Origin of the sequence: Paenibacillus sp. An7 (assembly GCF_009870785.1) — a bacterium.
Classification (GTDB): Bacteria; Bacillota; Bacilli; order Paenibacillales; family Paenibacillaceae; genus Paenibacillus.
In genome coordinates, this window is sequence record NZ_WTWX01000005.1 from 157,503 (window position 1) to 183,827 (window position 26,325).

General features: G+C 41.3%; 25 protein-coding genes. 6 read left to right on the top strand and 19 right to left on the bottom strand.

The features are described 5' to 3' along the window. Positions 1-136: 136 nt before the first annotated feature. Positions 137-319 (top strand): hypothetical protein, encoded by a 183-nt coding sequence (locus GQY27_RS22060; RefSeq protein WP_442950896.1) that lies wholly within the window; start codon positions 137-139, stop codon positions 317-319. Positions 320-390: 71 nt separating this feature from the next. On the opposite strand, the gene yidD is transcribed toward GQY27_RS22060, so the two are convergent. The 6 genes from yidD to adhE form a co-directional block, all read right to left on the bottom strand. After that, positions 391-642, bottom strand: a complete 252-nt coding sequence (gene yidD, locus GQY27_RS09140; RefSeq protein WP_160033489.1) for a membrane protein insertion efficiency factor YidD — start codon at positions 640-642, stop codon at positions 391-393. Between the two features lie 2 nt (positions 643-644). Continuing rightward, positions 645-1,112, bottom strand: coding sequence for a Fur family transcriptional regulator (locus GQY27_RS09145; RefSeq protein WP_160033491.1), 468 nt, complete (start codon positions 1,110-1,112; stop codon positions 645-647). Positions 1,113-1,271: 159 nt separating this feature from the next. Beyond that, positions 1,272-3,536, bottom strand: coding sequence for a stalk domain-containing protein (locus tag GQY27_RS09150; RefSeq protein ID WP_160033493.1), 2,265 nt, complete (start codon positions 3,534-3,536; stop codon positions 1,272-1,274). 357 nt (positions 3,537-3,893) lie between these two features. Beyond that, positions 3,894-4,643: a pyruvate formate-lyase-activating protein gene (gene pflA, locus GQY27_RS09155; RefSeq protein ID WP_160033684.1), complete on the bottom strand. Its 750-nt coding sequence runs from the start codon at positions 4,641-4,643 to the stop codon at positions 3,894-3,896. Between the two features lie 47 nt (positions 4,644-4,690). After that, positions 4,691-6,952 (bottom strand): formate C-acetyltransferase, encoded by a 2,262-nt coding sequence (gene pflB, locus GQY27_RS09160; RefSeq protein ID WP_160033495.1) that lies wholly within the window; start codon positions 6,950-6,952, stop codon positions 4,691-4,693. Between the two features lie 422 nt (positions 6,953-7,374). After that, positions 7,375-9,987: a bifunctional acetaldehyde-CoA/alcohol dehydrogenase gene (gene adhE / locus GQY27_RS09165; protein WP_160033497.1), complete on the bottom strand. Its 2,613-nt coding sequence runs from the start codon at positions 9,985-9,987 to the stop codon at positions 7,375-7,377. 319 nt (positions 9,988-10,306) lie between these two features. Between adhE and GQY27_RS09170 the strand changes: the two genes are divergently transcribed. Then, positions 10,307-11,026, top strand: coding sequence for a Crp/Fnr family transcriptional regulator (locus tag GQY27_RS09170; protein WP_160033499.1), 720 nt, complete (start codon positions 10,307-10,309; stop codon positions 11,024-11,026). Between the two features lie 201 nt (positions 11,027-11,227). Here GQY27_RS09170 and GQY27_RS09175 read toward each other — a convergent pair whose 3' ends face one another. The 8 genes from GQY27_RS09175 to GQY27_RS09210 form a co-directional block, all read right to left on the bottom strand. Beyond that, positions 11,228-11,938, bottom strand: coding sequence for a hypothetical protein (locus GQY27_RS09175; protein WP_160033501.1), 711 nt, complete (start codon positions 11,936-11,938; stop codon positions 11,228-11,230). Positions 11,939-12,116: 178 nt separating this feature from the next. After that, positions 12,117-12,845 (bottom strand): hypothetical protein, encoded by a 729-nt coding sequence (locus GQY27_RS09180; RefSeq protein WP_160033503.1) that lies wholly within the window; start codon positions 12,843-12,845, stop codon positions 12,117-12,119. A 181-nt stretch (positions 12,846-13,026) separates the two neighbouring features. Beyond that, the gene (locus GQY27_RS09185; RefSeq protein ID WP_160033505.1) at positions 13,027-13,344 is read right to left on the bottom strand and encodes a winged helix-turn-helix transcriptional regulator; all 318 of its coding nucleotides are present in this window, start codon (positions 13,342-13,344) and stop codon (positions 13,027-13,029) included. 452 nt (positions 13,345-13,796) lie between these two features. After that, complete coding sequence (locus GQY27_RS09190) at positions 13,797-14,525, bottom strand: ThuA domain-containing protein (RefSeq protein WP_160033507.1); 729 nt, start codon at positions 14,523-14,525, stop codon at positions 13,797-13,799. A gap of 20 nt (positions 14,526-14,545) precedes the next feature. After that, complete coding sequence (locus GQY27_RS09195; RefSeq protein ID WP_160033509.1) at positions 14,546-15,514, bottom strand: sugar phosphate isomerase/epimerase family protein; 969 nt, start codon at positions 15,512-15,514, stop codon at positions 14,546-14,548. Positions 15,515-15,663: 149 nt separating this feature from the next. Then, positions 15,664-16,746: a Gfo/Idh/MocA family protein gene (locus GQY27_RS09200; protein WP_160033511.1), complete on the bottom strand. Its 1,083-nt coding sequence runs from the start codon at positions 16,744-16,746 to the stop codon at positions 15,664-15,666. Further along, positions 16,739-17,506 carry a sugar phosphate isomerase/epimerase family protein gene (locus tag GQY27_RS09205; RefSeq protein WP_160033513.1) on the bottom strand — a complete coding sequence of 256 codons (768 nt, stop codon included), beginning with the start codon at positions 17,504-17,506 and terminating at the stop codon, positions 16,739-16,741. Before GQY27_RS09205 ends, GQY27_RS09200 begins: the two co-directional genes overlap by 8 nt. Before the next feature lie 40 nt (positions 17,507-17,546). Then, positions 17,547-18,662, bottom strand: coding sequence for a Gfo/Idh/MocA family protein (locus GQY27_RS09210; protein WP_160033686.1), 1,116 nt, complete (start codon positions 18,660-18,662; stop codon positions 17,547-17,549). Between the two features lie 162 nt (positions 18,663-18,824). Between GQY27_RS09210 and GQY27_RS09215 the strand changes: the two genes are divergently transcribed. After that, positions 18,825-19,646 carry an AraC family transcriptional regulator gene (locus GQY27_RS09215; protein WP_160033515.1) on the top strand — a complete coding sequence of 274 codons (822 nt, stop codon included), beginning with the start codon at positions 18,825-18,827 and terminating at the stop codon, positions 19,644-19,646. Here the strand turns inward: GQY27_RS09215 and yxiS are convergent. Next, positions 19,643-19,954, bottom strand: coding sequence for a protein YxiS (yxiS, locus tag GQY27_RS09220; protein WP_160033517.1), 312 nt, complete (start codon positions 19,952-19,954; stop codon positions 19,643-19,645). The genes GQY27_RS09215 and yxiS overlap by 4 nt on opposite strands. Positions 19,955-19,987: 33 nt before the next feature. Then, complete coding sequence (locus GQY27_RS09225) at positions 19,988-20,938, bottom strand: Gfo/Idh/MocA family protein (RefSeq protein ID WP_160033519.1); 951 nt, start codon at positions 20,936-20,938, stop codon at positions 19,988-19,990. Between the two features lie 149 nt (positions 20,939-21,087). On the opposite strand from GQY27_RS09225, the gene GQY27_RS09230 reads away from it, so the two are divergent. Both GQY27_RS09230 and msrA read left to right on the top strand, forming a co-directional pair. Continuing rightward, entirely contained in the window at positions 21,088-21,714 is a 627-nt protein-coding gene (locus tag GQY27_RS09230; RefSeq protein WP_160033521.1) for a TVP38/TMEM64 family protein, read from the top strand. A 94-nt stretch (positions 21,715-21,808) separates the two neighbouring features. Continuing rightward, positions 21,809-22,771 carry a peptide-methionine (S)-S-oxide reductase MsrA gene (gene msrA, locus GQY27_RS09235; protein ID WP_160033523.1) on the top strand — a complete coding sequence of 321 codons (963 nt, stop codon included), beginning with the start codon at positions 21,809-21,811 and terminating at the stop codon, positions 22,769-22,771. A 57-nt stretch (positions 22,772-22,828) separates the two neighbouring features. Here msrA and GQY27_RS09240 read toward each other — a convergent pair whose 3' ends face one another. Then, positions 22,829-23,626: a lipid II flippase family protein gene (locus GQY27_RS09240; protein ID WP_160033525.1), complete on the bottom strand. Its 798-nt coding sequence runs from the start codon at positions 23,624-23,626 to the stop codon at positions 22,829-22,831. A gap of 147 nt (positions 23,627-23,773) precedes the next feature. On the opposite strand from GQY27_RS09240, the gene GQY27_RS09245 reads away from it, so the two are divergent. Next, positions 23,774-24,220, top strand: coding sequence for a DUF2188 domain-containing protein (locus tag GQY27_RS09245; RefSeq protein ID WP_160033527.1), 447 nt, complete (start codon positions 23,774-23,776; stop codon positions 24,218-24,220). Here GQY27_RS09245 and GQY27_RS09250 read toward each other — a convergent pair. After that, on the bottom strand, positions 24,217-25,152 hold the full coding sequence (locus GQY27_RS09250; protein ID WP_160033529.1) for an ROK family protein: 936 nt from the start codon (positions 25,150-25,152) through the stop codon (positions 24,217-24,219). The genes GQY27_RS09245 and GQY27_RS09250 overlap by 4 nt on opposite strands. A gap of 205 nt (positions 25,153-25,357) precedes the next feature. After that, the gene (locus GQY27_RS09255) at positions 25,358-26,221 is read right to left on the bottom strand and encodes a DUF421 domain-containing protein (protein ID WP_160033531.1); all 864 of its coding nucleotides are present in this window, start codon (positions 26,219-26,221) and stop codon (positions 25,358-25,360) included. Positions 26,222-26,325: the final 104 nt, after the last annotated feature.

Consider the following 26,325-nt stretch of genomic DNA (forward strand, 5'->3'; position numbering starts at 1 on the left):
GTGCCCTGTCATTCGGCAAAAAATACCAGAAGACAATACAAAAAGACCCTCATCCCCTATGGGACGAGAGTCTGTTATTCTCACGTGGTACCACCCAAATTCCCTGGATCCTCACAGATCACAGGCTCAACCGGTTATGTTGTGTCATCAACCGGACCCATTAACGCTGGAACACGCCACTCCCTTACCTCTTCCTTTGAATACAGAAGACAGCTCGAAAGTGGTTCCTCCAGGACCATTTTCCAGTGATCTACAGACCGGTTTGCAGCTTCCCCGGCTCTCTGTACTGCAGATGTTAACTGTACTTATCCCTTCATAAGAAACATATGAATTTATCAAAATAATACTAAACGCACACAATCCATGTCAAGGTTATCAATGCCTATTAGGCTATGATGTGGAAGAATCCTCACTTCCTTTTTTTGGTGGAACCAAATCCACGCCTCCTGGATGAAAGGGATGACATTTCATAATCCGTTTAGCAGAGAGCAATGAACCTTTAACCGCACCATGAACTTCGATCGCTTCTAGTGCATAAGCCGAACAAGTCGGATAAAACCGACAACTCGGAGGTTTCAGCGGCGATATAAATTTTCGATAAAATGTTACAGGTGCTTTTGCAATTGTACGAGTAACCTTCATTTTTACTGACCCTTTGATGTAGCTTGAGTCTGATCTGTCTTAGGCGACACTTTGCCAGATGCTTGACAGTCTTTACAATAACCAAAGATTTCAAACTTATGCTCCACCACTTGAAATTGATCGGGTGTATCCGTAAGCTGCATTGGACAAAACTCAATCGGAAGCGTCTTTTGACACTGAAGGCAGATCAGATGATGATGGTGATGTCCCGAGCTGCAAGAAGCCTTGAATTTCACTCCATCTTCAAAGATGACTTGTTCAAGTACACCTAGTTCCTGCATGACCCTGAGATTTCGATAAACCGTATCAAAACTGAGCCCGCTGTATGTCCGGCCCATATATTCGTATACATCCTTTGGTGACAAATAACCTTCTGTTTCAGCAAAAAGTCTAGCGAGCGTCTTTCGTTGATCCGTAATACGAAGTCCTTGGCTAGACATGGCTTCTATAATCTGATTCGTTGACAGCATGACTTTTACCCTCCCGTCATACCAAATCTGTCTATATCTCTATAATGCCTGAAATGGTGTACCACGTCAACGAACATAGAACCCTCTTTTATCTCTGCAGAAAAAAGAACTCTTTATGATCTAAAGAGTCCTTTTTCATCCTGCTATTGTATCTAATCCTTAATTCTTACTTGGTAATGGTGCTATCAACAGGTTAACGGGAAGGCTGCTTGCCGGTGCTGCTGTGAGTAAAATTTCTACTTTCCGTTCATATTCTCCCGTACGATATAATACGGCCTGTTCATTAGGAGCTCTCACTGCGCCATCTGTATAAAGAGGAGTTATCTCTCCATTTACCATGGCGTAACCCGTATACGTGCCTCCTCTTGGATTAAAGGAAATGAGTGTATTAGGTGCAACGCGCTCCAGTGTTATTTTATAGAGTACTCCAAAGTTACCGGAATTAGAAGCTTCCACACCGACCATCGGATCTATCCCTGACAGATTCGGATCATCGTTATTATCCCCAATCACGAGCCGCTCTGGCTTTTCTCCAAGGCGATCGCTGTAAGTAATCTCCCGGGTTGCATTTGGATAGGTGCCCCGATTATGCACTCCATCCCGATCAAGAATAGGAAGTCTATAAAGTACCTTAAGCGGATCAAGATTTTCGTCAATAATAACAACGTTATACTCAATCGGATAATCACAATACACATCCGATAGTAATGAAATGATCTCATGTTGCTTCATGCTTGTTTTGCTCATATCTGTCAAGATTAGCTTGCTTTCGCCTGGTTTTAATGTAGTCGCTGTACGTTTTGAATCATCCTGCATCGTGGTAAAGTATCGCTCAACCGCTTTTTTCCCAGCTGCTTGTGCGATTGTGCTTGGTCCAGCAGATCCTAGATTTTCTGTACGCAGAATCGCTGTTGCAGAATTATGGTTTGTCGCTACAACGTACATTTTTACTTTTTTTCCTGTATTATTCTTATGGTGAATTAAGAACCGAGTATTACCTACCGCTATATCTCTATATACGATTCCTTCCTTATACACCGTTTCCGGGCTGTTACTGCGAAGTAATGTGCTTGGATAGTCCGTATACGAATAATTCACTTTTGCCCACGTAGGCACAGTAGATCCATCAAAGGAGAATTTCTCTCCGATGGGCGTAAATAACTGATTAAACTCGGTTAACGAATAGAGCGTTTCATTCGTAATGATAATCGTTTTTTGGTAGGTATTAGTTAATCCTTTATTATCCTTCACTGTCAGGCTGATTGTTTTTGGACCTGGTGTGAAAAAGGCAAGAGCATTATTATTCCATTCTGTTTTCACAATAGCTTCATCATCTGAACTTTGATCCGTGTACGTAATGAGTTCGCCCATTTTATATTCTTCTTTATCCGTTACAAACAAAGCTACTGGCGGCTGATTAGGACGCAGGACATTGACTGTAAGTGAATAGGGGTCACTCCAAGAACCACTAGAGTCTTGTACATAGTATTTGATCGTATATCTTCCTGGAGCATCAAATACGTCTTTTTTTCCTTCCCAACGTTCATTTATGATGGACAGACCTTTTGGAGAAAACCCATCTGCCTTGTATGTAACAGCTTGTCCTGCATACACTTCAGAAGGTGATATGCTGAAGCTCGCAATTGGTTTTGTAGATAAATTCATAACAATGCTTTTATTAACTACACTATACTTGATCCCAAGTGCTGCTGTGATCGCTGTTAGAGGCACCATAAAGGTATTTTGAGTCTGATAGGAGGTTCCTTTCATTGTTTTTGAAACTCCGTTGACCTTATATTTATTGCTGTTCGTTTTGAACTTCAGTTCATTATCCCCTTGAATGATACTCGTTTCTTTTGTGGTGTTGTTATATGAAACCCGGAATCCGACCCGGTCAACCAACGCACGAATCGGTACATAAGATACACCGCTTTTCACTTGCATCGGCTGCGGCGCATAATAAGTAACACCATCTTGGACCATTTTTTTACTATTATAATAGAGGATCAACTGACTGCTGTTGCTTAGCGGCTGTACCTCTGGAATTTCAGGAACTTCTGGAACCACTGGATTTTCTTCTGTTTGAACAGGAGTCTTCTGATCCTCTGGATTTGATGTAACCTCTTCTACAGTTCCTGTAACCGTTCCTTCTGTGATAACCGTAGTTTCTGTGCCGGCCTCTTCTGTGGCTGCTTCTTTTGTTCCACTGATCGTATCTTCTTTTTGTTCTGTTACACTTGACCCATCCGTTTTCCCTTCCGCTTTCACTTCTTTGTTAGCTGTTGCTTCAAGCTGTGATTCTTCCTGAATAATCGAACTTGAAACAGGTTCATCCATGCTCATTTCTGCGCTTGCCGTGTATGCTGGTACCACTTGTGAAAATAGAGCTAATATGGTGAGCAGCGTTAATTTCTTGAATTTCATTCTCCGACTCCCTCTGTATCTATTTTGTATATATTCCTTATCATGTCATTCTATTAGACGCACCTAGTCCTGAAAAGTTGCTCTTTACTTTAAGGGAAACAACAAAAAACAGCATTCTTTGACAGTTAACTGGCATCAAAGAAATGCTGTTTATACACTTTTAGTTACGATTTCCTAGTCAGTACGGAAGCTTGATGTGCAGAAATTCGGGGAAGCAGCAGATAGTCCATCCCTTTTTGTTAAGGTTGAAATATACTAAAGATGAGGTTTACAACTTGAGAAATAAAATCTTCGATTAACAAAAAGAGACCTCCCTACTCTAATGGTAGAGAGATCTCTTTAACTAAATTTCAAGTGTTAGTAAGAAAAACGAAGATTCTGTGATTCCGTACGTCCTTCTTCAATAATGCGGTATGCACGGTCTACTTCTTCCTGTGTTGGAGATGGTACGCCTTCGAGCGGGTACTCTTTGCCTAGAAGTTCCCATTTATAAATACCCATTTGGTGATAAGGCAGAATCTCGAACTTTTCAACGCCTTCCAGTGTCCCGATAAATCGTCCCAAGTTACGTAGATCTTCTTCATCATCATGAATACCAGGTACATATACATGTCTAATCCACATCTTCTTACCATGATCTGATAACCAGCGAGCTGTCTCCAGCATCCGTTCATTGGATTTTCCAGTCAGCACTTTATGCTTTTCATCATTGAAATGTTTTAAATCAAGAAGAACTAAATCCGTTGCATTAATTAATTCTTCTATACGGTTCATATCATTGAATCCATTGCTATCAAGTGTGGTATGAAGGTTCCAACGTTTTTTCACTTCTTGAAAAAGGCTTGCTACAAAGCCAGCTTGAAGTGTTGGTTCACCACCAGAGACCGTCAGACCGCCACCAGAACTTTTATAGTAATTCAAGTAAGGCTCAATTTCACTTAGAACTTCTTCCAGTGTCATTGTCTTCCCGCCGTCAAGTGCCCACGTATCCGGGTTATGACAATACTGACATTTAAGATGACAGCCTTGCATAAAGAGCACAAAGCGGATGCCTGGCCCATCGACAGTGCCGAAAGTTTCCAATGAATGAATATGTCCTTTTATCATCATTTCATCATCCTTCCACGCACCCGCTTGTGCGTTCATATTTTTACTTACATACTGCCGTGGAACGTACGGTTAATAACATCAAGTTGCTGCTCTTTCGTCAGTTTGATGAAGTTAACCGCATAACCGGATACACGAACTGTAAGCTGCGGATAATCTTCTGGATGTTCCATTGCGTCAATCAATTGTTCGCGGTTAAATACGTTAACGTTCAAGTGATGCGCGCCACTTCCAAAGTAACCGTCCATCATGGAAGTCAGGTTTGTTTTTTGGATTTCTTCTTCTTTACCCAGTGCTTTTGGAACAATAGAGAACGTGTTAGAGATTCCATCTAAGCTGTGCTCATATGGCAGTTTCGCTACGGAGCTAAGACTTGCCAGCGCACCTTTTTTATCACGTCCATGCATTGGGTTTGCACCAGGTGCAAACGGTTCGCCTGCTTTACGTCCATCTGGTGTAGTTCCTGTTTTCTTACCGTATACAACGTTAGAAGTAATGGTAAGAATGGATTGCGTAGGCATCGCATTACGATAAGCTTTGTGCTTACGAATCATCGTCATGAACGATTCAACCAGTTCAACAGCGATTTGGTCTACACGATCATCGTTGTTACCGTAGCAAGGGAAGTCGCCTTCGATTTCAAAATCAACAGCAATACCGCGCTCGTCACGGATTGGACGAACTTTAGCGTACTTAATTGCGCTGAGGGAGTCAGCAGCAACCGAAAGTCCAGCGATACCGCAAGCCATCGTGCGCAGAATGTCGCGATCATGCAGTGCCATTTCAATACGCTCGTAGCTGTATTTATCATGCATATAGTGAATCACATTTAGTGTGTTCATGTAAAGTTTTGCCAGCCATTCCATCATTGGTTTGAAGCGTTTCATGACTTCGTCATAGTTCAATACTTCAGATGTAATAGCAGGATACTCAGGGCCAACTTGCATACCCAGTTTTTCATCCACACCGCCGTTGATTGCATACAGAAGTGCTTTTGCTAAGTTTGCACGTGCGCCGAAGAACTGCATTTGTTTACCGATACGCATTGCGGATACGCAGCATGCAATACCATAATCGTCCCCGTAGATTGGACGCATCAGATCATCATTTTCATATTGAATGGAACTTGTTTCAATCGAAACTTTCGCACAGTACTTTTTAAATCCTTCTGGTAATTGTTCAGACCAAAGTACAGTTAAGTTTGGCTCTGGAGCTGCACCAAGGTTATACAACGTATGAAGGAAGCGGAAGCTGTTTTTCGTTACACGAGTTTTTCCGTCCATACCCATACCGCCGATGGATTCAGTAACCCATGTTGGGTCTCCACTGAACAGTTCGTTGTAGTCTGGTGTACGCAGGAATTTAACAATTCTGAGTTTCATTACAAAATGGTCTACAAGCTCTTGAGCTTCTTGCTCAGTAAGAGTTCCTTCTTCCAGGTCACGCTCAATGTAGATATCAAGGAAGGAAGATACACGACCAAGAGACATTGCCGCACCATTTTGTTCTTTAATTGCTGCAAGGTAAGCGAAGTATACCCATTGGAAAGCTTCTTTCGCATTACGTGCTGGGCCGGAGATATCAAAACCGTGCATGTCACCCAGTTGTTTTAGTTCTTGCAGTGCGCGAATTTGTTCTGAAAGTTCTTCACGAAGACGGATGATATCTTCATCAATCACATCAACTTCAAGTTCATTCAGTTCTCTCTTTTTATCTTGAATCAGGAAATCCACACCGTAAAGTGCTGCTCTGCGGTAGTCACCAATGATACGACCGCGGCCATAAGCATCTGGCAAACCTGTGATAATCCCTGCTTTACGCGCATTTCTCATATCTTGCGTATAAGCATCAAATACCCCTTGGTTATGTGTTTTACGGATGGTCGTAAACATATCAATAATTTCTTGCGGAAGTTCAAAGCCGTATGCTTTACAAGCGTCTACCATCATGCGAATGCCGCCGAAAGGTTGGATAGAACGTTTGAATGGAGCATCCGTTTGAACCCCTACAATTTGTTCTTTCTCTTTATCAAGATAGCCTGGTTTGTGAGAAACGATAGTAGAAGGTGTATTAACATCTACATCGAGAACTCCACCATTTTCTCTTTCTTTTTTGGTAAGATCCATTACGATCTCCCAAAGTGCTTTTGTATTTTCAGTTGCCCCTGCCAGGAAACTTTCATTTCCTTCATAAGGTTTCAAGTTTTTTTGTAGAAAGTCATTTACATTTACTTCTTTTGTCCATTTGCCTTTTTGAAAGTTTCTCCAACCGGACTGTACACTTTGCACTTCTTTTTCGGTTACCGCCATGGTAATCCCTCCAATAACTTTTGGTTTAATCTGGACTCATTGAGAGGACAAGGCGTGAAGGAAGGGCCTGGTCCGAACAAAATCCATGAAAGCTGTACTCCTACTAACTGTAAAACTGTTTCTACAGCTGTCACACTATGTGACTATTTTCACTTCCTTGTTAGTTATAACCCCTTCTCTTCACTTTTCAAGGGAAGCGACTGTTTCATGGAACTGCTTTACACCTTGAATTATAGAACATATCTCACACCTACTCTGTGACATAAATCACATAGTTTAAACTGTTATTCTATTTTTATTTCTCTGTTATAGTCGGTCGGTAGATCGGTAATAAACATAAAATTCATCTCCTTCCTCCCTTTTATAAAAAAGCCGAGCTAACCAGGATTATCCCCTCTCAGCTTGGCTATTTTTATCATTACTTATTTATCAAAATTACCATAGAAGGCGTTACGGTACACATCAGCAAGTTCAGTCACCAGAGGTAACTTCGGATTAGCGGTTGTACATTGGTCTTCAAATGCACGATCCGCCAAATAATCTACACGTGATTCGAAATCTTTAGCATCAAAACCAAGTGCTTGGAAAGATTCAGGGATACCGAGTTTTCTATTTAGATCTCGAATAGCTTGAATCAAGCTGTTTACCCCTTCTTCTGTTGTGCTTGCAGGCAATCCCAAAATTCTTGCAATTTCAGCATAACGCTGATCAGCTATAAAGTGCGAGTATTTAGGGAAAGATGCAAATTTCGTTGGTTTCTTCGCATTATAACGAATAACGTGAGGTAACAAGATTGCATTCGTACGTCCATGGGCCGTGTGGTACTGTCCTCCCCATTTATGAGCAAGGGAATGGTTAATTCCAAGAAATGCATTCGCAAAAGCCATACCTGCAATCGTCGATGCATTGTGCATTTTTTCTCTGGCCAATTTATCTCCTGTGAGTGCAGATGCTTCGAGATATTCAAATACAAGCTGAATTGCCTTAATGGCAAGACCATCTGTATAATCATTTGCCATTACTGATACATATGCTTCAATTGCGTGGGTAAGTACATCCATCCCTGTATCAGCAACTGCTGTTCTAGGCAAACTGTATACGAACTCTGGATCTACAATGGCTACATCAGGGGTAAGCTCATAATCAGCCAGCGGATATTTCGTGTTGCCATTGTTTTTATCAGTAATAACCGCAAACGAAGTTACTTCAGAACCCGTACCCGAAGTAGTTGGGATGGCCACAAACTGTGCTTTTTGTCCCAGACGCGGATATTTGTAAATCCGTTTCCGAATATCCATGAATTTTTGTTTTAAGTTGTGGAAACTTGTATCTGGGTACTCGTAGAACAGCCACATTGCTTTGGCAGCATCCATTGGCGAACCACCGCCAAGAGCAATAATACAGTCAGGTTGGAATTGTTTCATAAGTTCCGTACCGCGTTCTACCGTTGTTGTCGATGGATCTGGCTCTACATCAGAGAATACTTCAATGGCAACAGGCACACGGCGCTGACGAAGGTAATGTTCTACTTTTTCCACATAGCCCAGTTTTACCATCATTGGATCCGTTACGATAAGAATACGAGAAATATCCGGCATTTTGGCAAGATACTGAGTAGCGCCTTTTTCAAAGTATACTTTGTTTGGTACTTTAAACCATTGCATATTCACCGTTCTACGCGCCACCCTTTTCACGTTAATTAGATTAACTGCTGTCACATTGGAAGAAGTCGAGTTACGACCATACGATCCACAGCCAAGGGTAAGGGAAGGAATATTAGAATTATAAATATCACCAATTGCTCCATGCGTTGAAGGCGAATTTACCAGAATACGGCATGTTGGCAGACGATCTGCAAAACGATTAATCACATCATCATTATTGGAATGAATAACCGAAGAGTGTCCCATTCCGCCAAAAGCAACAATTTCAGCTGCACGCTCAATCCCTTGATCCGCTGTTTTTACTTTGTAACAAGCAAGTACTGGGCTGAGTTTTTCTGCAGAAAGCGGGAATTTCGGTCCAACACCATCAATTTCTGCGATCAGGATTTTTGTTCCTTCTGGAACATGAATTCCGCACATTTGAGCAATCTTGACTGCAGACTGTCCTACAATTTTTGGATTAACAGCGCATTTCTCAGCGATAATTGTACCTGCTGTAAGTTTTGCTATTTCGTCTTTCGTTACAAAATAACATCCATTGTCAATTAGCAACTTTTTAGCTTCATTATAAATGGGTTCTTCAATAATAACCGCTTGCTCAGATGCACAAATCATTCCATGATCAAAAGATTTAGATAGGATTAGATCATTCACCGCTTGTTTCAAGTCAGCTGTTTTTTCGATGAAGCAAGGAACATTACCAGGTCCTACGCCAAGAGCAGGTTTGCCACAGCTGTATGCTGCTTTTACCATAGCTCCTCCACCTGTAGCAAGAATCAGCGCAATGTCAGGATGATTCATAAGTTCATTCGTCTTCTCCATGGTAGGTTCATCAATCCACTGGATACAATCTGCTGGTGCACCTTCTTTAATCGCTGCATCTCTCAGGATTCGTGCAGCCTCACGGCTCGAATTTTGGGCTGAAGGATGGAAACCAAAAACGATTGGGTTACGAGTCTTAATGGCAATCAGTGCTTTAAACATTGTTGTTGAGGTTGGATTGGTTACGGGTGTGATCCCCATAATCACGCCAACAGGTTCAGCAATTTTTTGGCAGTTTTCATATTCGTTGTCCTCTATGACGCCAACTGTCTTATCATATTTAATTCCGTTATAGACATATTCTGTAGCGAAAATATTTTTAATAATTTTATCTTCATAAACACCGCGACCGGTTTCTTCTACCGCCATCTTAGCTAAAGGCATGTGTTGATCCAGCCCAGCAAGCGCCATAGCCTGAACAATTCGGTCGACTGCAGCTTGATCAAGTTCCATAAAAGATTTGAGAGCTTTTTTTCCTTTTAGTACGATTTCATTAATGTAATCCTTGGCAGTTACTTCCTTTGTTACTTCTTCTTTATTAACAGCCATGTGATTCATCCTCCTACCAAAATGTCTATATATTTTGTTACTCTCTTTTCTACAAGTTCATCATATCATAAATACAAATCTAAAGCTTGTGAATATTTTCACATATTTTATGAATGATTCCACAAAAATTTCGAGCACGCCTTCCGGTAGTGAAATGAATCACAAAGTTTAAAATTTCGTCACAGTTTCCCTCTATTCAAAGCCCAAAAATCAAATTCATAAGTATATACTTGAGTTATTCAAAGACTTACATCACATTAATAAAGACTTGTTTTTAGGTTAACGAACTTATTTACGATAAAAGCTAGGGGGAATCAACATGACTTATACCAATGTATTAGATAAGACTGAAGGAAATACAAACTGTTTTTCCAAGGAAAATTTGAACCGCCTTTTTGACTCCATGAAGGATCGAACTTTCCCCCAAGGGTCTCATCTTTTCTGGGAAGGAGATACAGCTGATAAACTCTTCTATATAAAGAAGGGCCGGATCAAAGTCACTAAATCAACAGATGAAGGAAAAGAACTCATCATGTACATCCATCAAGATGGAGATATGACAGGTCACGCAGACCCCTTCTTTGCAAGTAGACACAGCTTCTCTGCAGAAGTGCTTGAGGAAAGTGAAGTTGGTATTATAGAAACGGCTGATCTTGAATTGTTAATTGGTTTATACGGTGACTTCGCGATTGACTTTATGAAATGGATGGGAATTTACCACCGTATTACACAGACTAAATTTCGTGATCTTATGATGTATGGTAAACAAGGAGCTCTATGTTCTACACTGATTCGTCTCGGCAATACTTACGGTGAGCAACTAGCCGATGGAAGTATCCGCATTAATAAGAAATTGACACATACTGACCTCTCTAACATGATTGGAGCTACTAGAGAAAGCGTAAACCGAATGCTCGGGGAGCTTCGAAAAAAAGGTTCTCTTGCTTATGAAGGTGGCTACATTATCATTAGAGAACTAAATTCTCTCCGTGAAATTTGCAGATGTGAACAATGCCCCATCGAAATCTGCCGTATTTAAAATATGAAAGAAGCCGGTTCCTCTGGAGGAAATCGGCTTCTTTCATTCTTTACACATCTGAATCAATTTCATAACTCATTAAAACGATAAATTTGTAACTATATATAGACAAATAGAACCATTTTGATCTATATATACCCCTGATTAAAGCAACTAAAGGTATTATGAAATTGATTCATCTATATACGATTTTGTGTTTTACTAAATTCTCTCTACGATTTCAATCCGCACTTCATCACCTGGATCTAAAACCATATCAAGTCCATGTTCAGCAAGTTCCTTGTTATTCACCTTCATCATCCATCTCTCCGTTATTCGAGGGGCATAACCATTTATAGATTGAAGATGCTTCTTATTATCGGACAACTGCACAGAATCGGTACTCATTAGTAGATCTCTAACCGTGAGCGTGGGATCATATAGCCTTGCTATTGTAAAACGTAATTCTGGATTGTTTGATCCGCCACTTAACTCGAGAGTAACCCCCGAACCACCCGTTTGGCTCATATCTATAGGTGTAGCAGGTATTACGGACAGTTTGAGTGAATCTTTGTCTTTTAGGGATTGTCCCCACATATCAGCACTAATTACTTTATTGTTTTTCTCTACCTTCCACTGTAACGTATCATCAAGCACAGTAGATCCGACCGAAAGTATCTGATTTGACTCCTTCGATAAATTCGCTACACGGTCCAGCGCTTCATAAACCGTCATCCCTTCATCATAACGTAAATGCAAGGATTGATTCATAGACGGTATAAAAAATCCACCTTCTACAATCATGTTCACCTCACCTGGTGTTCCTTTCTCGGCTCCACCTACGTCTTCATTCCATGCACTGCAACCCGAAATCAACATAACGAGCACGACCAGAATGATAGATGGAATTGTAATTGGATTTCGCATTTTCATGCTATCACCACCTTACTTTTTTTAGCCTCAGTTTATGAGCAATTGTGTAGTTCATTTGATGATTGCTAAAATTAGACAATATCCGTCAATCTCATAACTCTAGCATACTATTATCCATAGCCTGAGATCAACTCATGACAAAAAAAGCCCTAGGAAGGGCTACACATTATTCATGAGACTATTCTACTGCTGCTTGCATAAAGATCCGCGTTCCAGACCTGTTCTTTATGTAAGGTCCAAGCCCTTTAAACTGCCGATCCGATATATATACTCCCGTTGTTAAGCGCTCCTCTACCATTCCAGATTCAGCGGAATAGACAACCGAAGAAGTGCGTAAATTCTCTTGATAGATGGGAATAGACAAATTCCGTTTGCGATATGCTTTGCCACAAGTTCGTAACGGTCTCTCCGAAAAGTAAGTAGGCACAAAATAGGCTGCTATAATATCAAGTTCTTCCTCTGAATAAAAGCTGTCTTCCCCAAGAAAAGGATGCAATAACCTTATTTCTTCATATTGTGACCAGATCAGTGCTTGTAAACATAAACTAATAAGCGGAGTAATGGTATCTTCACTTGTGCTAGAAGATGGATCGCTGGAAGGGTGAAACTCTGAAAGATTAAGGCTCGTTTTCACATCTGTCATTGTCGAGAGATTCTCTGTACTTTCTGGGGTATACTCACTTCCAAGAAACTTCCATCCCTTTATTGTATATATCCATTTTTGAAAATAAGTAGGCGGAACCTGTTGGAAAGCGGTAGGATAACTGAGGTCTATAGAGAGATAGTATTGTTTAGCCATCGTGGCTGCTCTGTCATAGATTGACTGAACTTGTAAGGATGCACGTTCGAGCACGTCAACTTCGCGTTTTGGATAACCCACTTTGCGGGACACGAACATTTTATTCATGTGATCAGCCTCCCTACGCCATAATTGGCTTCTTCGGAATTATACTCAAAAATCCGCCTAGAGGTGCATGGACTACTCCTATTTGAAAAAAACTCTTTATTTTCGGTTTAGGAAAATAAAGAGTCTTAGGTGCAAAACTTGCTATATAATGCTTTGTTTCACTTCATAATGCTTCTTTGCACTAGTCAATCCATTCTTCAGCCCAGTTTTGAATCTGGGACATGACAGGACTTAACGCCTTTCCCTTCTCTGTAAGTTCATATTCAATACGAACTGGAGTCTCAGGATAAACATGGCGTGTTAATATACCTTCTGCTTCTAAATCTTTCATTCGCTCAGAAAGCATCTTGTCACTCATCTGTGGAATGAGATTGGAAATATCTTTAAACCGTTTAGGCCCGTCTAACAATGTTTTAATAATTAGTCCGTTCCACCTTTTACCTAGAAAAGAAAAAGCAGTTTCGAACCTTGGACACATCTTAAGATGTGGATTCTCCATTATTTTCACCTCTTTAATAATTCCATGAAAACACAACTTACTATAAGTTAGTATATTTCATATTAACATATTTTAACCCGAAAGAAAACGAAATATTAAAAATAGACAAAAAAGAACTTATTACAATTAATACCCTAAATGGGTTGTATTGACTCTTTAATTGCTTTAATCAATACAAAAGGACCGTCCTTAGACGGCCCTCTACCCGTGGCGCTGCAAAGCTTATGATCGTATCCCGCGCCTCCAAGAAGTGTCTTTTAGTTAAACACTGCTGGACCGGGTAAGGGATACGTTCAACATCGTACTTGAAATGTTGACGCACCTCCTTTCCTGATATTGCTATTATACCACTATAAACTTCTTATAACAACGATTTATAGTGTTTATTTATAGATAAAAATATAGACTGCCGATCGTCCGGCAGTCTACTCTTTATTATGCGGAATTTGGTTTTAAACAAGAATATCTCCTAACGGTCTCACTGGTTCGCTGTAACCATACACCGGTTTGGTGTGCGGAGTAGGATGAGCCCATCTTATAGAATTGCTGATGACCTTCATTACTTGCGGATTGTAATAGGTTGGATATGTCTCATGACCCGGACGGAAGTAAAAGATTTTACCTTCGCCCCGCTTAAAAGTACATCCACTTCTAAATACTTCGCCACCTGCAAAGTTACTCAGGAAAATAAGTTCGTCTGGTGTAGGAATATCAAAAAACTCACCATACATTTCTTCATGTTCCAGTAGGATATGACTGTCAATTCCTTCTGCAATCGGGTGATTCGGATTCACACACCAAATAATTTCTTGTTCTTTTGCTTCCCGCCACTTGAGATCACAAGAAGTTCCCATCAAGGCTTTAAAAGGCTTAGAAAAGTGTCCCGAATGAAGTACGATAAATCCCATGCCGTCTAATACCCGTTTTACCACTTTACTAACAACCTGATCATTTACTCGATCATGTGCCATGTGACCCCACCAGATCAGTACATCTGTCGTATTTAGGACGTCATCGGTTAATCCATGCTCAGGTTGATCGAGCGTAGCCGTGCGAATGGCATATCCCTCACCCGCTAGACCGTCAGCAAGCACTTTATGAATCCCTTCCGGATAAACTTCTTTAGCCTCATCATGAATTTTCTCATGGACAAATTCATTCCAAATCGTGACGTTAACCATGTTTATTGCCCCCTAAAATTTTACACCCACCACATATCACCAACAGGCTCTTCAATTAGAACCTGTTTGAGATTGTGAACGGCTTTTGAAAAACCTTCTTCAATAGACATTAAGCCATCTTCATGCTCAATGCTGACAACATAATCGTAACCTACAAGTCTAAGGGCACTTATAATATCTGCCCACGTTTTTATATCATGACCGTATCCAACCGTACGGAACTGCCAAGCACGAGTCTGCATATTCGTATAAGACTGCATATCAGTCAGACCATACATATTTACGTTTACTGGATCTATTGTTGTATCTTTCGCATGGAAGTGGTGAATGGCGCCCTCGCGTCCAAGAATCTTGATCGCCTCTACCGGATCAATTCCCTGCCACCACATGTGAGATGGGTCAAGGTTAGCTCCGATCGCTTCTCCAGCGGCTTCACGCAAACGCAGCAAAGTAGCTGGTGTGTGTACTGAAAATCCGCCATGCAGTTCTAGACCCACTTTAACCTGATGATCGGATGCAAATTTTCCCCATTCTGTCCAGTAAGGTATCAGTTTGTTCTCCCACTGCCATTTCAATACTTCTTGGAAATCATTTGGCCAAGGAGCTACAGGCCAGTTTGGATATTTAGCATCTTCATGATCACCCGGTAATCCAGAGAAGGTATTAACAACGGGTACTTCGAGTTTTTCAGCAAGTTTTACCGAATTTACAAAGTCATCATGAAATTTCTTAGCGATATCTTTCTGAGGATGAAGTGGATTTCCATGACAGCTTAGTGCACTAATGGTTAAGCCACGAGATTCAACGGCCTTTTTAAATTCTTTTAATTTCGTCTCATTCTCTAGAAGTTCTGCTGGTTTACAATGTGCGTCCCCTGGGTTTCCGCCTGTGCCGATTTCAATTGCACCGAGTCCCTGAGAAGCGATATAGTCGAGTGCTTCTTCCAAACTTCTGTCACCAAATAGTACAGCGAATACGCCTAATTTCATAATAAATTCCCTCCTAGTTCTATGATAAGTAGATTTAAAGCCGGGTATAGAAAACTCGAAGCAAGCTTGTAACTAGATTTCTTACCTGCTTACTTCGAGTGATCCTTTCTATTACCCAATAATTGATTGCATCTATATTCTTATTTGTATTAGTCGAAATACACTGCTTTACCTGTACGTGCAGATTCGTAAATGGCTTCAAGGATTTGAGTAACAACCAGCGCTTGCTCTGGTTTTACGAGTGGTTCTTTGTCCTCAGTAACCGCTTCGATCCACATTCTTGCTTCACGATCTGACTCTGTTTCACTTGAACCTTCGAAGAAAGCAACTCCACCTGCGTTAAGATTAATATTTTGATTATATAATCTGCTTCGTTTCTCTCCATTCAAACGAAGACCATTTTTCATATCTGCTCCCCCTTCTGTACCTGCAAGAAGGGTTTGAGCTTCGCCTGTTTCTACGACATTTAATGCCCAGCTTGCTTCCACCTGAATGGTTGCTCCGTTCTCCATTGTTACAAAACCAAAAGCAGAATCTTCTACTTTAAATTCTTCTGGATCCCAAGGACCGAAGTCATTTGCCGCATTTTCACGGTTACTTAGTTTATGGAACACAGATCCCATCACACTCTTCGGCTTATAGTTATCCATGAGCCATAAGGTTAGGTCGAGTGCATGTGTACCAATATCAATCAGCGGCCCACCGCCTTGTTTCTCTTCATCCAGGAATACCCCCCAAGTAGGAACACCACGGCGGCGAAGAGCAATGGCTTTACCATAGTAAATATCCCCAAGCTCTCCTTCTTCTATGAGCTCTTTCAGATACAAGCTATCATTACGGAAGCGGTTTTGATAGGCAATCGATAGCTTTTTGCCCGTACGTTTTGCAGCATCAATCATTTCTTGTGCTTGTTCTGTCGTTTTCGCCATTGGCTTTTCACACATGACGTGTTTATCTGCTTCAAGCGCTGCTACAGTAATAACGGAATGAGAATCATTAGGTGTACAAACATGAACAATATCAATAGATTGATCTTTTAAAAGCTCTTTATAATCTGTATATACTTTTGCACCTTCTGCACCAAACTTCTCAGCTGCTTCCTCTGCACGAGATTCTTGAATGTCACAGAATGCAATCATTTCTACATTCTTCTGTTTGAATAATGCTGGCATGTGTTTACCGTTTGCAATACCTCCGCAACCGATAATGGCTACTTTTACTGTTTTAGACATTTACTTTTCCTCCGTTATTCACATAGTGTTTGATCCAATTCAGGCTGGTTTCAATGCTTTCTAATGGGGGATTCGTACAGAAATCCTGTTCGACAACAATCCACTCTACTCCTGCTTTATTCGCTGCATTACCTACTGCTGCTACATCTACTTCACCTTGACCAAGCTCGACAGTCAGCGGACTTCCATCTGGGTTTCGTTTTAGATCTTTCCAGTGAACAATTGGCAACCTTCCTTCGTATGCAGCGATGTACTCCACCGGATCGTAACCAGCGTAGTGTATCCAGCAAGTATCAAGCTCAGCTAACACCTCTTCAGGAAGGGTAGAGAATAACGTATCTAGTGCTGTTTTTTCATTTATTTTCTCAGTCAGTTCAAAATCATGATTATGATATAAAAGGACCATATCGTGTTGTTTCAATTGATGACTAATCTCTTTGAGATTCGCAAAGACATTACTCCAGTCGCTGCGCTGTTCTTCAGATAAGTGAGGTACGATAATGTTGCGGTTCCCGATCGCTTTGTGATAAGAAACCACTTGATCAAAATCGTTTATCAAACTATCGTACTGTACATGCGTACCTACTATTTCGAGACCAAGCTCATCAAGCAATGACCTAACTTCTTCCGCTGAGTATCCATAAAAATGATGAAACTCCACTCCTTGATATCCGAGTTCTGCGACTTTAGCCAGCGTTCCTTTGAAATCCTGTTCCAATAAATCACGTAGTGTGTACAATTGAAGCCCGAGTTTTAACATAGGGAGCCACCTCTGCTGATTGAATTAGTTATTACATAGGCTATGAGACATTCTCATTTACAAAGTTTAACTTCATTACTTGCTGGTCTACTGTAGATTCTGGCAAAGTACTTTCTAGAAGAACATGTCTTCCTTCTAAGGAAGATCGCTCAAAAGCATGCATTGCTTCAAGAATATGATAACCCAGCTGTCCGCTTGCTTCGGCAGGTGTCTGACTTCGAATCGCCTCTACCATTTGATTCAGTCCTGCTCCGCGCTCATTCTGCTCACTCACAAACACAGGTTCGAGCGTCTCCCATTTCTCTGATCCATATTTTCTTAGTTTGACTTTTCCATTAAAAAAGTTTGGGTCTGGAACTTGCAGTGTACCTTTCGTACCGTGAATTTCAATTAACGGTAAACTGGACCCTGCGGGAATATCAAAGCTTGCAATCATCGTTCCGATGACCCCATTCATGAAGTCAATGGTTCCTGCTAAATGGGTTGGAGTCTGTACCTGCAGCTTCTGTCCTTGTTTTGGCCCAGAACCGACAATACGATCTGGAATCTGGATTCCTGCCGACGCACTGATTCTTCTAATCGGGCCAAGCAATTTGACGAGTGCCGTTAAATAATACGGTCCCATATCAAGCATCGGTCCACCGCCGTAAGCGTAGAAAAATTCTGGATCCGGATGCCAGGATTCAGGTCCGCCTCCCATAAAAAATGCAGTAGCGGATACCGGGGTGCCAATCAGACCATTTTGAATCGCTTGAATCGAGGTCTGAATTCCAGAACCCAAAAACGTATCCGGAGCACATCCAACATAGAGCCCCTTTTCTTCCGCAAGTTCTATTACCTTACGACCGTCTTCAAGGGAAATCGCAAAAGGCTTCTCGCCATAAACATGCTTTCCTGCTTGCAGAGCCGCAATATTGGTTAAGGCATGACTGCCGGGTACCGTCAAATTTAAAATCAGTTCTATTTCATTATTATTTAGCATTTCATCTACTGTGTAAACGTTTTCTACACTGAATTCAGCTGCCCGCGCCGAGGCGCGTTCCATAATTAGATCCGCTAACGCCACGACTTCAATTACAGGGCTATTCTTCAGGTTGGTAAGGTAGATACTGCTGATATTGCCACACCCGATAATGCCTGCTTTCATTTTTTTCATTTCCACGAGTTGTGTCACTCCTCTGACGTAAGTAACCTTTGGAAAAATATAACTCATTAAATCCTGGTTCTATAGTATTCGATTTGGTTTTAAATTAAAATGAAGTATATGATAAAAACATGAACAATCTGGTCATAATTTTAATCCAAGGAGTTCTTAAAAATGACAGCTGATCATATCTGCCAAGTTCTTACAGCGGGTTTCTCATTTCACAGTAAACCTTACTATTTTTCACAATCAGACGGAGTTAAGAATTACTTGTTACGGCTTCAAACGGATGGTCGTTGCCGTGCCAGAGTGAATGGGGAACTAACCTATATCGAATCAGGGGATCTTCTTTTATATCATCCTACCGAGCCATATGAATTAAAAATCGATAATGAAGAGAATAAATTAGGAGAGGTCCTTGTAGAAAGTGGGGATTATCACATTTTTTTTAGCGGGCAATGGGTTGATGAATGGTGGAATAAAAAAAAGCGTCCGACGCTGATTAAGGTTGATTTAACAGAAAACTTACTCACTTTATTCCGACAAATCGTACTTGAACAGCGGCGGATCGCCAATCCTTACCCGGAAATCCCAAGTTATTATATGCGTATCTTGTGTCTTGAAATCGATCGACTTCTCACAGAGCAGCCTACATCCACACAAAACGGATATCTTGCCTTTCAGATCAAAAATTATATTGTAGAAAACGCCTCTACTCTCTTCAAACTAGAAGATGTAGCATCGAGTGTAGGAATTAGTGTGTCTAGAGCCGTCCACTTATTTAAAGAAGTATTTGATACCAGCATTATGCAGTACACGATGGATGTTCGGCTGAATATGGCCCGGGAACGCATTATCTTTAGTCCTATGCCGCTTGAACATATTGCTGAATCTTGCGGATTCAACAGTTACACTTATTTCCACCGAGTATTTCGGTCCAAATATGGCATGGCACCTAGAGAGTTCCGCACCATTCACCGAGAACAACTGCTTTAATCTTTCTGTTTATTTACCTGATTTGCGATCACCTCAGATACGACTATCGCAAGATCTTCATTACCATATAAAGCTAAGACTCCGAGAAGTGTATCATCAGGAATCTCTCCTGCTTCTTCCTTAGGAACAACTAGTCTTAGCACATGCTGGAGTCTCTCGTTATGTTTTTGATCAGGATATGCTTGTTGGTATAACTCCTCGGGGTCTAGTCCATGGTTTACACACCACTGTGCAAACACCAAGATCATCATATCCTCATCTTGTCTGTAGCTTTCAATGATTTGTTCTTCTCTTGTTTTATATTCCATAACCGTTTCCTCCTGTATTTACTACTAATAAAGTTACGTTTTGCTTAGTATTTGTTCAGCCACTTCATGACTTGCCAGTACATGTGCAGCATGCAGTTCGCACTGTTCTGGTTCTTTACCTATATGATCCAGGAAATGCTGCACTGCAAAAGTGAATCCTCTTCGATCAAGAATGGAATCCCAACTTCCAAACGTCCGAATGCTTTCACCGGAATTTGGTTCCCATCTTCTTGCCGTTTCCATCTGTTCGACCACGATGGAACGATGATGCCCGTGCAGCTCCACTCTCTCCAGATCCGTTCCTGCCAAGCGATGAGTAGATATCGTTCCGAAATTTTCTTTGTTCTTACCAAAACGAATATGGCCATAACCTTGCAGCAGACTGCCGCTTGAATTCATATGCAGCCCGTGCGATATCCATTCAACATCTTCCTCGCTAAACCATAATAAAGTATCGATCATATGAATAAAATCATCATATACGGTTACCCGAGCAGAATCGGTACTGAGTTTGCTGCGGTGTTTGCTTAGTGACATATTTTCGATGTTTCCCTTTTCAACAATCCAATCCCTTGCGTCTCTATAAAGGGGCGCAAATCTACGGTTAAAGCCGACAGCTAAGAGTACATTCACGGATTCTGAAAAAGCAACCATTTCTATTGATTCTTTCAAATGGTAGGATAATGGCTTGTCTACGTAAACCGCAATTCCTTTTTCAATACAAGCCATAACGATCTCAAAATGCGATTCCGTAGAACTATGTATAAACACCGCATCCAGTTCCCAGCTAAGCAGTTCCTTCATTGAAGATGTCCCTTTCGGAATTCGGTACAGATGCATTACTTCTTCGACTTTGGTAAAGGATCGATTCAGCACACCAACAATTTCAACGCTCGGATGTACTGATAATATAGGCAAATATACTTTCCTTGCAATATCACCTAGTCCGATGATGGCAACCTTAATTCGTTTCGAAGCATTCATCCCGTATCCCTCATTTCATCTCTAGTCTGCAACTAGTGTACCAAGCAAGCAAAAAACAATCAAAATGCATCTAATATCGAATCAGATTATCCATTCACCCTTTGTTAGACTATAATGGAGATCATACTACCTGTAAGGAATGATTTGGTTTGAAAAAATGGCTGCTTTTTTGTTTATTGTATATTCCTTTACTCGGGGTATTGTTTATTTATCGTAATGAGATTATGGATTGGTCACAAAATAACGCATCCTATATGAATCTCACAATCCTTACCACCGTTTTTGCTATATTCCCCGTCCTGCCGTTTAAGCTCATCATCGCTTTATTAGGTTATGCGTTCGGTCCTGTTATGGGAGGTATGGTAAGCTGGCTGGGTACCATGATTTCGTCCCTTATTACGTATGGCATGTTCCGCTGGCTGCTCAGAGATACGGGCGACAGTTATTTAAAAAAGATTCCAGGAGTTAAAGGCCTGACGATCATGATGCAGGAGCAAACATTCAGCGCGGTGCTTTTGGCAAGAATGATTCCGATTATTCCCCAAATGGCAGTGAATGTTTATGCGGGTACGGCTGCTCTCCCTTTCTGGAGTTATATGATTGCTTCGGGGCTCGGAAGATTGCCGAGTATTGCGCTATATGCATATGCGGGTAAAAACGCTGCAGAGCATCCGCTTGCTACGCTTACCATTTTTATCATATATCTCCTGCTTCTGATACTTGCGTTTGTGTCGTACAAAAAAAGGTTAAAGCAAATACAAGAGGACAGCTCGTAACCAAAGATTGGTTTACTGGCCAAGTTTGGGATATAATACATCTACGCAAAACCTTAAGTTCGATGATCTCATCAAGATTGGAGTGAATTATATTATGGAACCATTATATACAGAAAAAGCTACATTCGCTGGAGGATGTTTTTGGTGCATGGTGTCCCCTTTTGAAGAGCTTCCAGGTATCCTTCAAGTTAAATCAGGGTACACAGGCGGTCACACAGAGAATCCAACTTACGAGGAAGTATGTTCGGATACAACAGGTCACGTAGAAGCGGTACAAATCACTTTTGATCCAAAAGTATTTCCTTATGAAAAGTTACTAACCCTGTTCTGGCAACAAATCGACCCTACGGATGCAGGGGGGCAATTCCATGACCGCGGTACTTCTTACCAAACTGCTATCTTCTATCATACAGAAGAGCAAAAAGTAAAAGCAGAGGCTTCAAAGCAAGCTCTTGAGGCAAGCGGACGTTTTGATAAACCGATCTTCACTCCCATTCTTCCGGCATCTACATTCTATGAAGCTGAAGAATATCATCAAGATTATCATAAAAAGAATCCTGCTCACTACAAAAGGTATCGCAAGGGTTCTGGACGTGAAGACTTTATAGAGCAACACTGGTCTGCGAGCAAGAAACAAGATAACCTGAGAGAACGCCTGACTCCTATTCAGTACGAAGTAACCCAAAACAGTGCAACAGAACCTCCTTTCCAAAACGAGTACTGGGATCACGAGGGTGAAGGTATCTACGTTGATATCGTGTCGGGTGAGCCGCTCTTCAGCTCACAAGATAAATATGATGCAGGCTGCGGCTGGCCAAGCTTTACTCGTCCCTTACGCAGCTACAGCATCAAAGAAAAAACAGATCTCAGCCACTTTATGATTCGTACAGAGGTAAGAAGCCGGGAGTCAGACTCCCATCTTGGTCATGTATTCGATGATGGTCCTGGTGAGAATGGACTGCGGTACTGCATTAACTCTGCCGCACTTCGTTTTGTACCAAAAGAGGATATGGAAAAAGAAGGGTATGGCGAATATCTTACTCTGTTTGAAAAATAATATGTAGATCTAAAAAAAGCGCACACTCGCCTATTATGGAGTGTGCGCTTTTTGATTTTATAGAAAGCCGACAATCCAGCTGATCCATAGAGCAAAAGGAATCAAAAGAAATTGGGCTGCCATCGTTCCAGCGAGCCGAGATACCAGCATATAACCATAAATTTGATTCATATGACTGACAGGAATTTCTCCGCGTAAGGTACGATCGCTTAAGAGAGCTAATTTGGGATCTATCAACATAGCAAGAAGAATGGTCGCGATCCCATTGATAAGTCCGGTTGATTGTGAAGCAGTTACCGCTTGTTCAGGATTCATATAAGCAGCATATAGAGTAGCAAGTACACCGCAAGTGTAGATCGCCGTAACAATCATATTAAGCAACATAAGTCTGCGAGGAACTTTCCCTATTATGAGCTGCTTAAACATGGATAACCGAGGCAGACACACATAAAACCACGCATTCTTCAATTTTGAAAAATGAAATAATGACTTCATCATTGCCGGGATCGAGCCCGCCTTCTCTAAATGGACAACCATCCTGGCTGACCAGCGTACTGTTGTAGGGAAGAAAAAGATAGCGATCATCGTGCCTACTGCAGCGGCCAAAATAATAATATGTAGTCCCATCTGAATGGAGCCGCTACTGCTTTTTCTAGCGGAATCAATCATAGAACCGAGCAGCGGACCTTGTGCCATATTAGACGTGCGGGATAATAATAAGAGCATGCCAGACAATGAAATTGCTATTGTTATTCTTCGTGTCCTCATGCCACCGAGCCGCAGAGCATAAGACATACTGTCTGCAGCATGAATAATCATCGTAAATAAAAAGGGTAATGCCAGTTGATAGATCATCTAGGGTTACTCCTTTGCCTTAAACGAGTAGTTCAGAAGTCCAGTTCATTTCTCTTCTGTTTTTGTTACCTGTATAAAGGGTAATTCATTACAACGTAATAGTAAGATCTCACTGCTAACTAAATTCCGATTACAGGAGGAACCTATATGCCTTGGAATAAAACAGATTATCCCCCGTCCATGAAAAACCTAGAGCCCCGTGTACGCAATAAAGCGATTGAAATTGCCAATACTCTACTCGGCGAAGGATATGAAGAAGGTCGTTCGATAGCGATTGCTACCGCACAAGCAGAAGAATGGAATGAGAATCATCCGGAAGGAGAGACGAAAACTCAAACCAAAAGCAAATCCGATCATTCTTCTTCCAAAAAATCAGATCCGCCAGCTCACATCGGTGAACATCGAAACATCCATGTTGTACCTCGTGAGGACGGTTGGGCTGTGAAAAAAGAAGGAAAAGAGAAACCCGAACATATCTATGATGTGAAAGATGAAGCGGTAAAAGCCGCGAAGGAAATCGTCTCATCCAAAGACATTCGTCTCATCATCCACGATAAGCAGGGGAAGATCCAAACCTCAAAAATGTACAATTAAGCTTTGCTTCTAGCAATCGCAAGCTTTGCTGCGCCTATTACTCCTGCTTTATTCCCAAGCCTAGCAGGAAGGATAGGCACATCCGGGCGATCTGCAAAACCATCCATTGTAAACTTTTGAACAAAGGATCGAATCGGTTGGAATAAGATATCCCCCTGTTCTGTTACAGCACCGCCAATGATAACAGCAGGCGGATTAAAATGATGGATCAGATTGGACAGGCCGACTGCAATATATTCTGTATATTGCAGTATGAGATCTTGTGCTTTTTTATTATCTGCTCTCATCTCATCAAATAGGAGGCTGGGACGTTCAGCCCAGGCCTTTTCGCCTGCTTCTGCTGCTTGTCTTTTCAGTGCAGTGACTGATGCATATTGTTCCCAGCATCCTGCTGATCCGCATGTACAAGGTACGCCTTTCATTTGAATCACTTGGTGGCCATAGGCTCCTGCAAAACCGCTTCTTCCTCGGTAAGGGAGTCCGTTCAAGATCAAACATCCTCCAATCCCTGTCCCAAGACTTACGCATAGGAAGTGATCCAGATCTTTTCCTGCACCTTGCCATCTTTCCCCTAGTGCAAGCATGTTGACATCATTATCCACATAAACGGAGATCCCGATTCTCTTTTCTAATTCTGCTCGCAGCGGAGTTCCTTTCCAGTCGGGTAAATTGGCTGTAGCGCTTCCGATCTCACCCTCCAGGTTGATAAACCCTGCGGTTCCTATTCCAAGAGCAAGGATATGAAAATTGCTGCATATCGCCTCTTCCAAACAATTTTTAGCTATCTCCTCTATTTTGTTGAGTAAGGCTTCCTTGCCATTTTTCGAGTATGTAGGAAGGGTACACTCAACAATTAGCTCACCCTTAAGAGTAACTACCCCCGCCTTTATGTTTGTTCCTCCGATGTCTATACCGATGACTGCCTGCTGCATTCAAGAAACCCTCCTCCAAATGTAGAAAGATCTTTTGCATTACAGTATACCTTTTTATGGTTAATATGAGTATATTTTACTCCTTGGAATTGTACTAATGCAGCTATGCTGAATGAAATGTTCTAAAAATCCTATAGATCGATAAACCGAATTTATAAAATAACAGAATACAATGGCAGAAAAAAAACCATAACATAGCGCTATGTTACGGTTTTGTCGTACTCTGATATGAGCTCATTGCATGTTTCAATGTATCCAGTGCTTCTTGATACTCTAATTGATCCCTATCATTCTGTGCCAATTTCTTACGCATTGTTAGTTCATCTTGAAACTGTGCTACAAGATCAGATATTTGAGCAATAGGCTGAGGCTGAGCTGCATTGGGTAATGCCTTGCTCCCGGTTTGGACTGTCAATTTACCTTTACTGTCTACTTGTCCTATAAAAACATGTTTGAGGGGGATGTGCAAATCTCTGAGTTGCTTGTGAACCCAGCTTTCATTGAATTCTGTATCTTTCAGCGTATCAGACATGATCCGTCCATCAATTATGATGGTTTTAGGCTCTTTTTCTTTTGCTAGTCGATATCCAAGTGCATCTGCGGTAAGCGGTTGAAATTCCTTTTTCAACATTACATTAATTTCACCGCTCTGCTCCATAATAGCAAACTCTACATCCGCTACGCGGTAAACATCCTTCTTACGTAGCTGTTCTAAAAATTCATCAACCGTTAGTTTTTCTTTGCGTAAATTATCAGCATTTAGTGCACCATTTTCTATGAGGATCGTTGACTTTCCATCAACTATATCTCGGAATTTTTTGTTTTTCATAGTGAAATACTCAGCTCCAACAGACATTACAATCCATACTGTCAAAGCGACAAATCCCAAGTACCAGGAGCTGTCCAAGTCCAGTGAGATATATCCAACCAAGTTACCTAGTGTAATCCCAGTAATATACTCAAAAAGGGACAGTTGGGATATTTGGCGCTTACCCAATATTTTGGTGATAATAAAAAGTACAGTAACGGCTGAAAGTGTTCGGAGGGCAACTTCAATCCAATCCGGCATGTAACAATACCTCCTGCTTTTCTCATTCCCTAATGAATCTTGATTTAATAAGAAAGTAACGAAAGGTAAAGCTAGAAGCTATTCAGCCCTAAACCTTTCGTTAC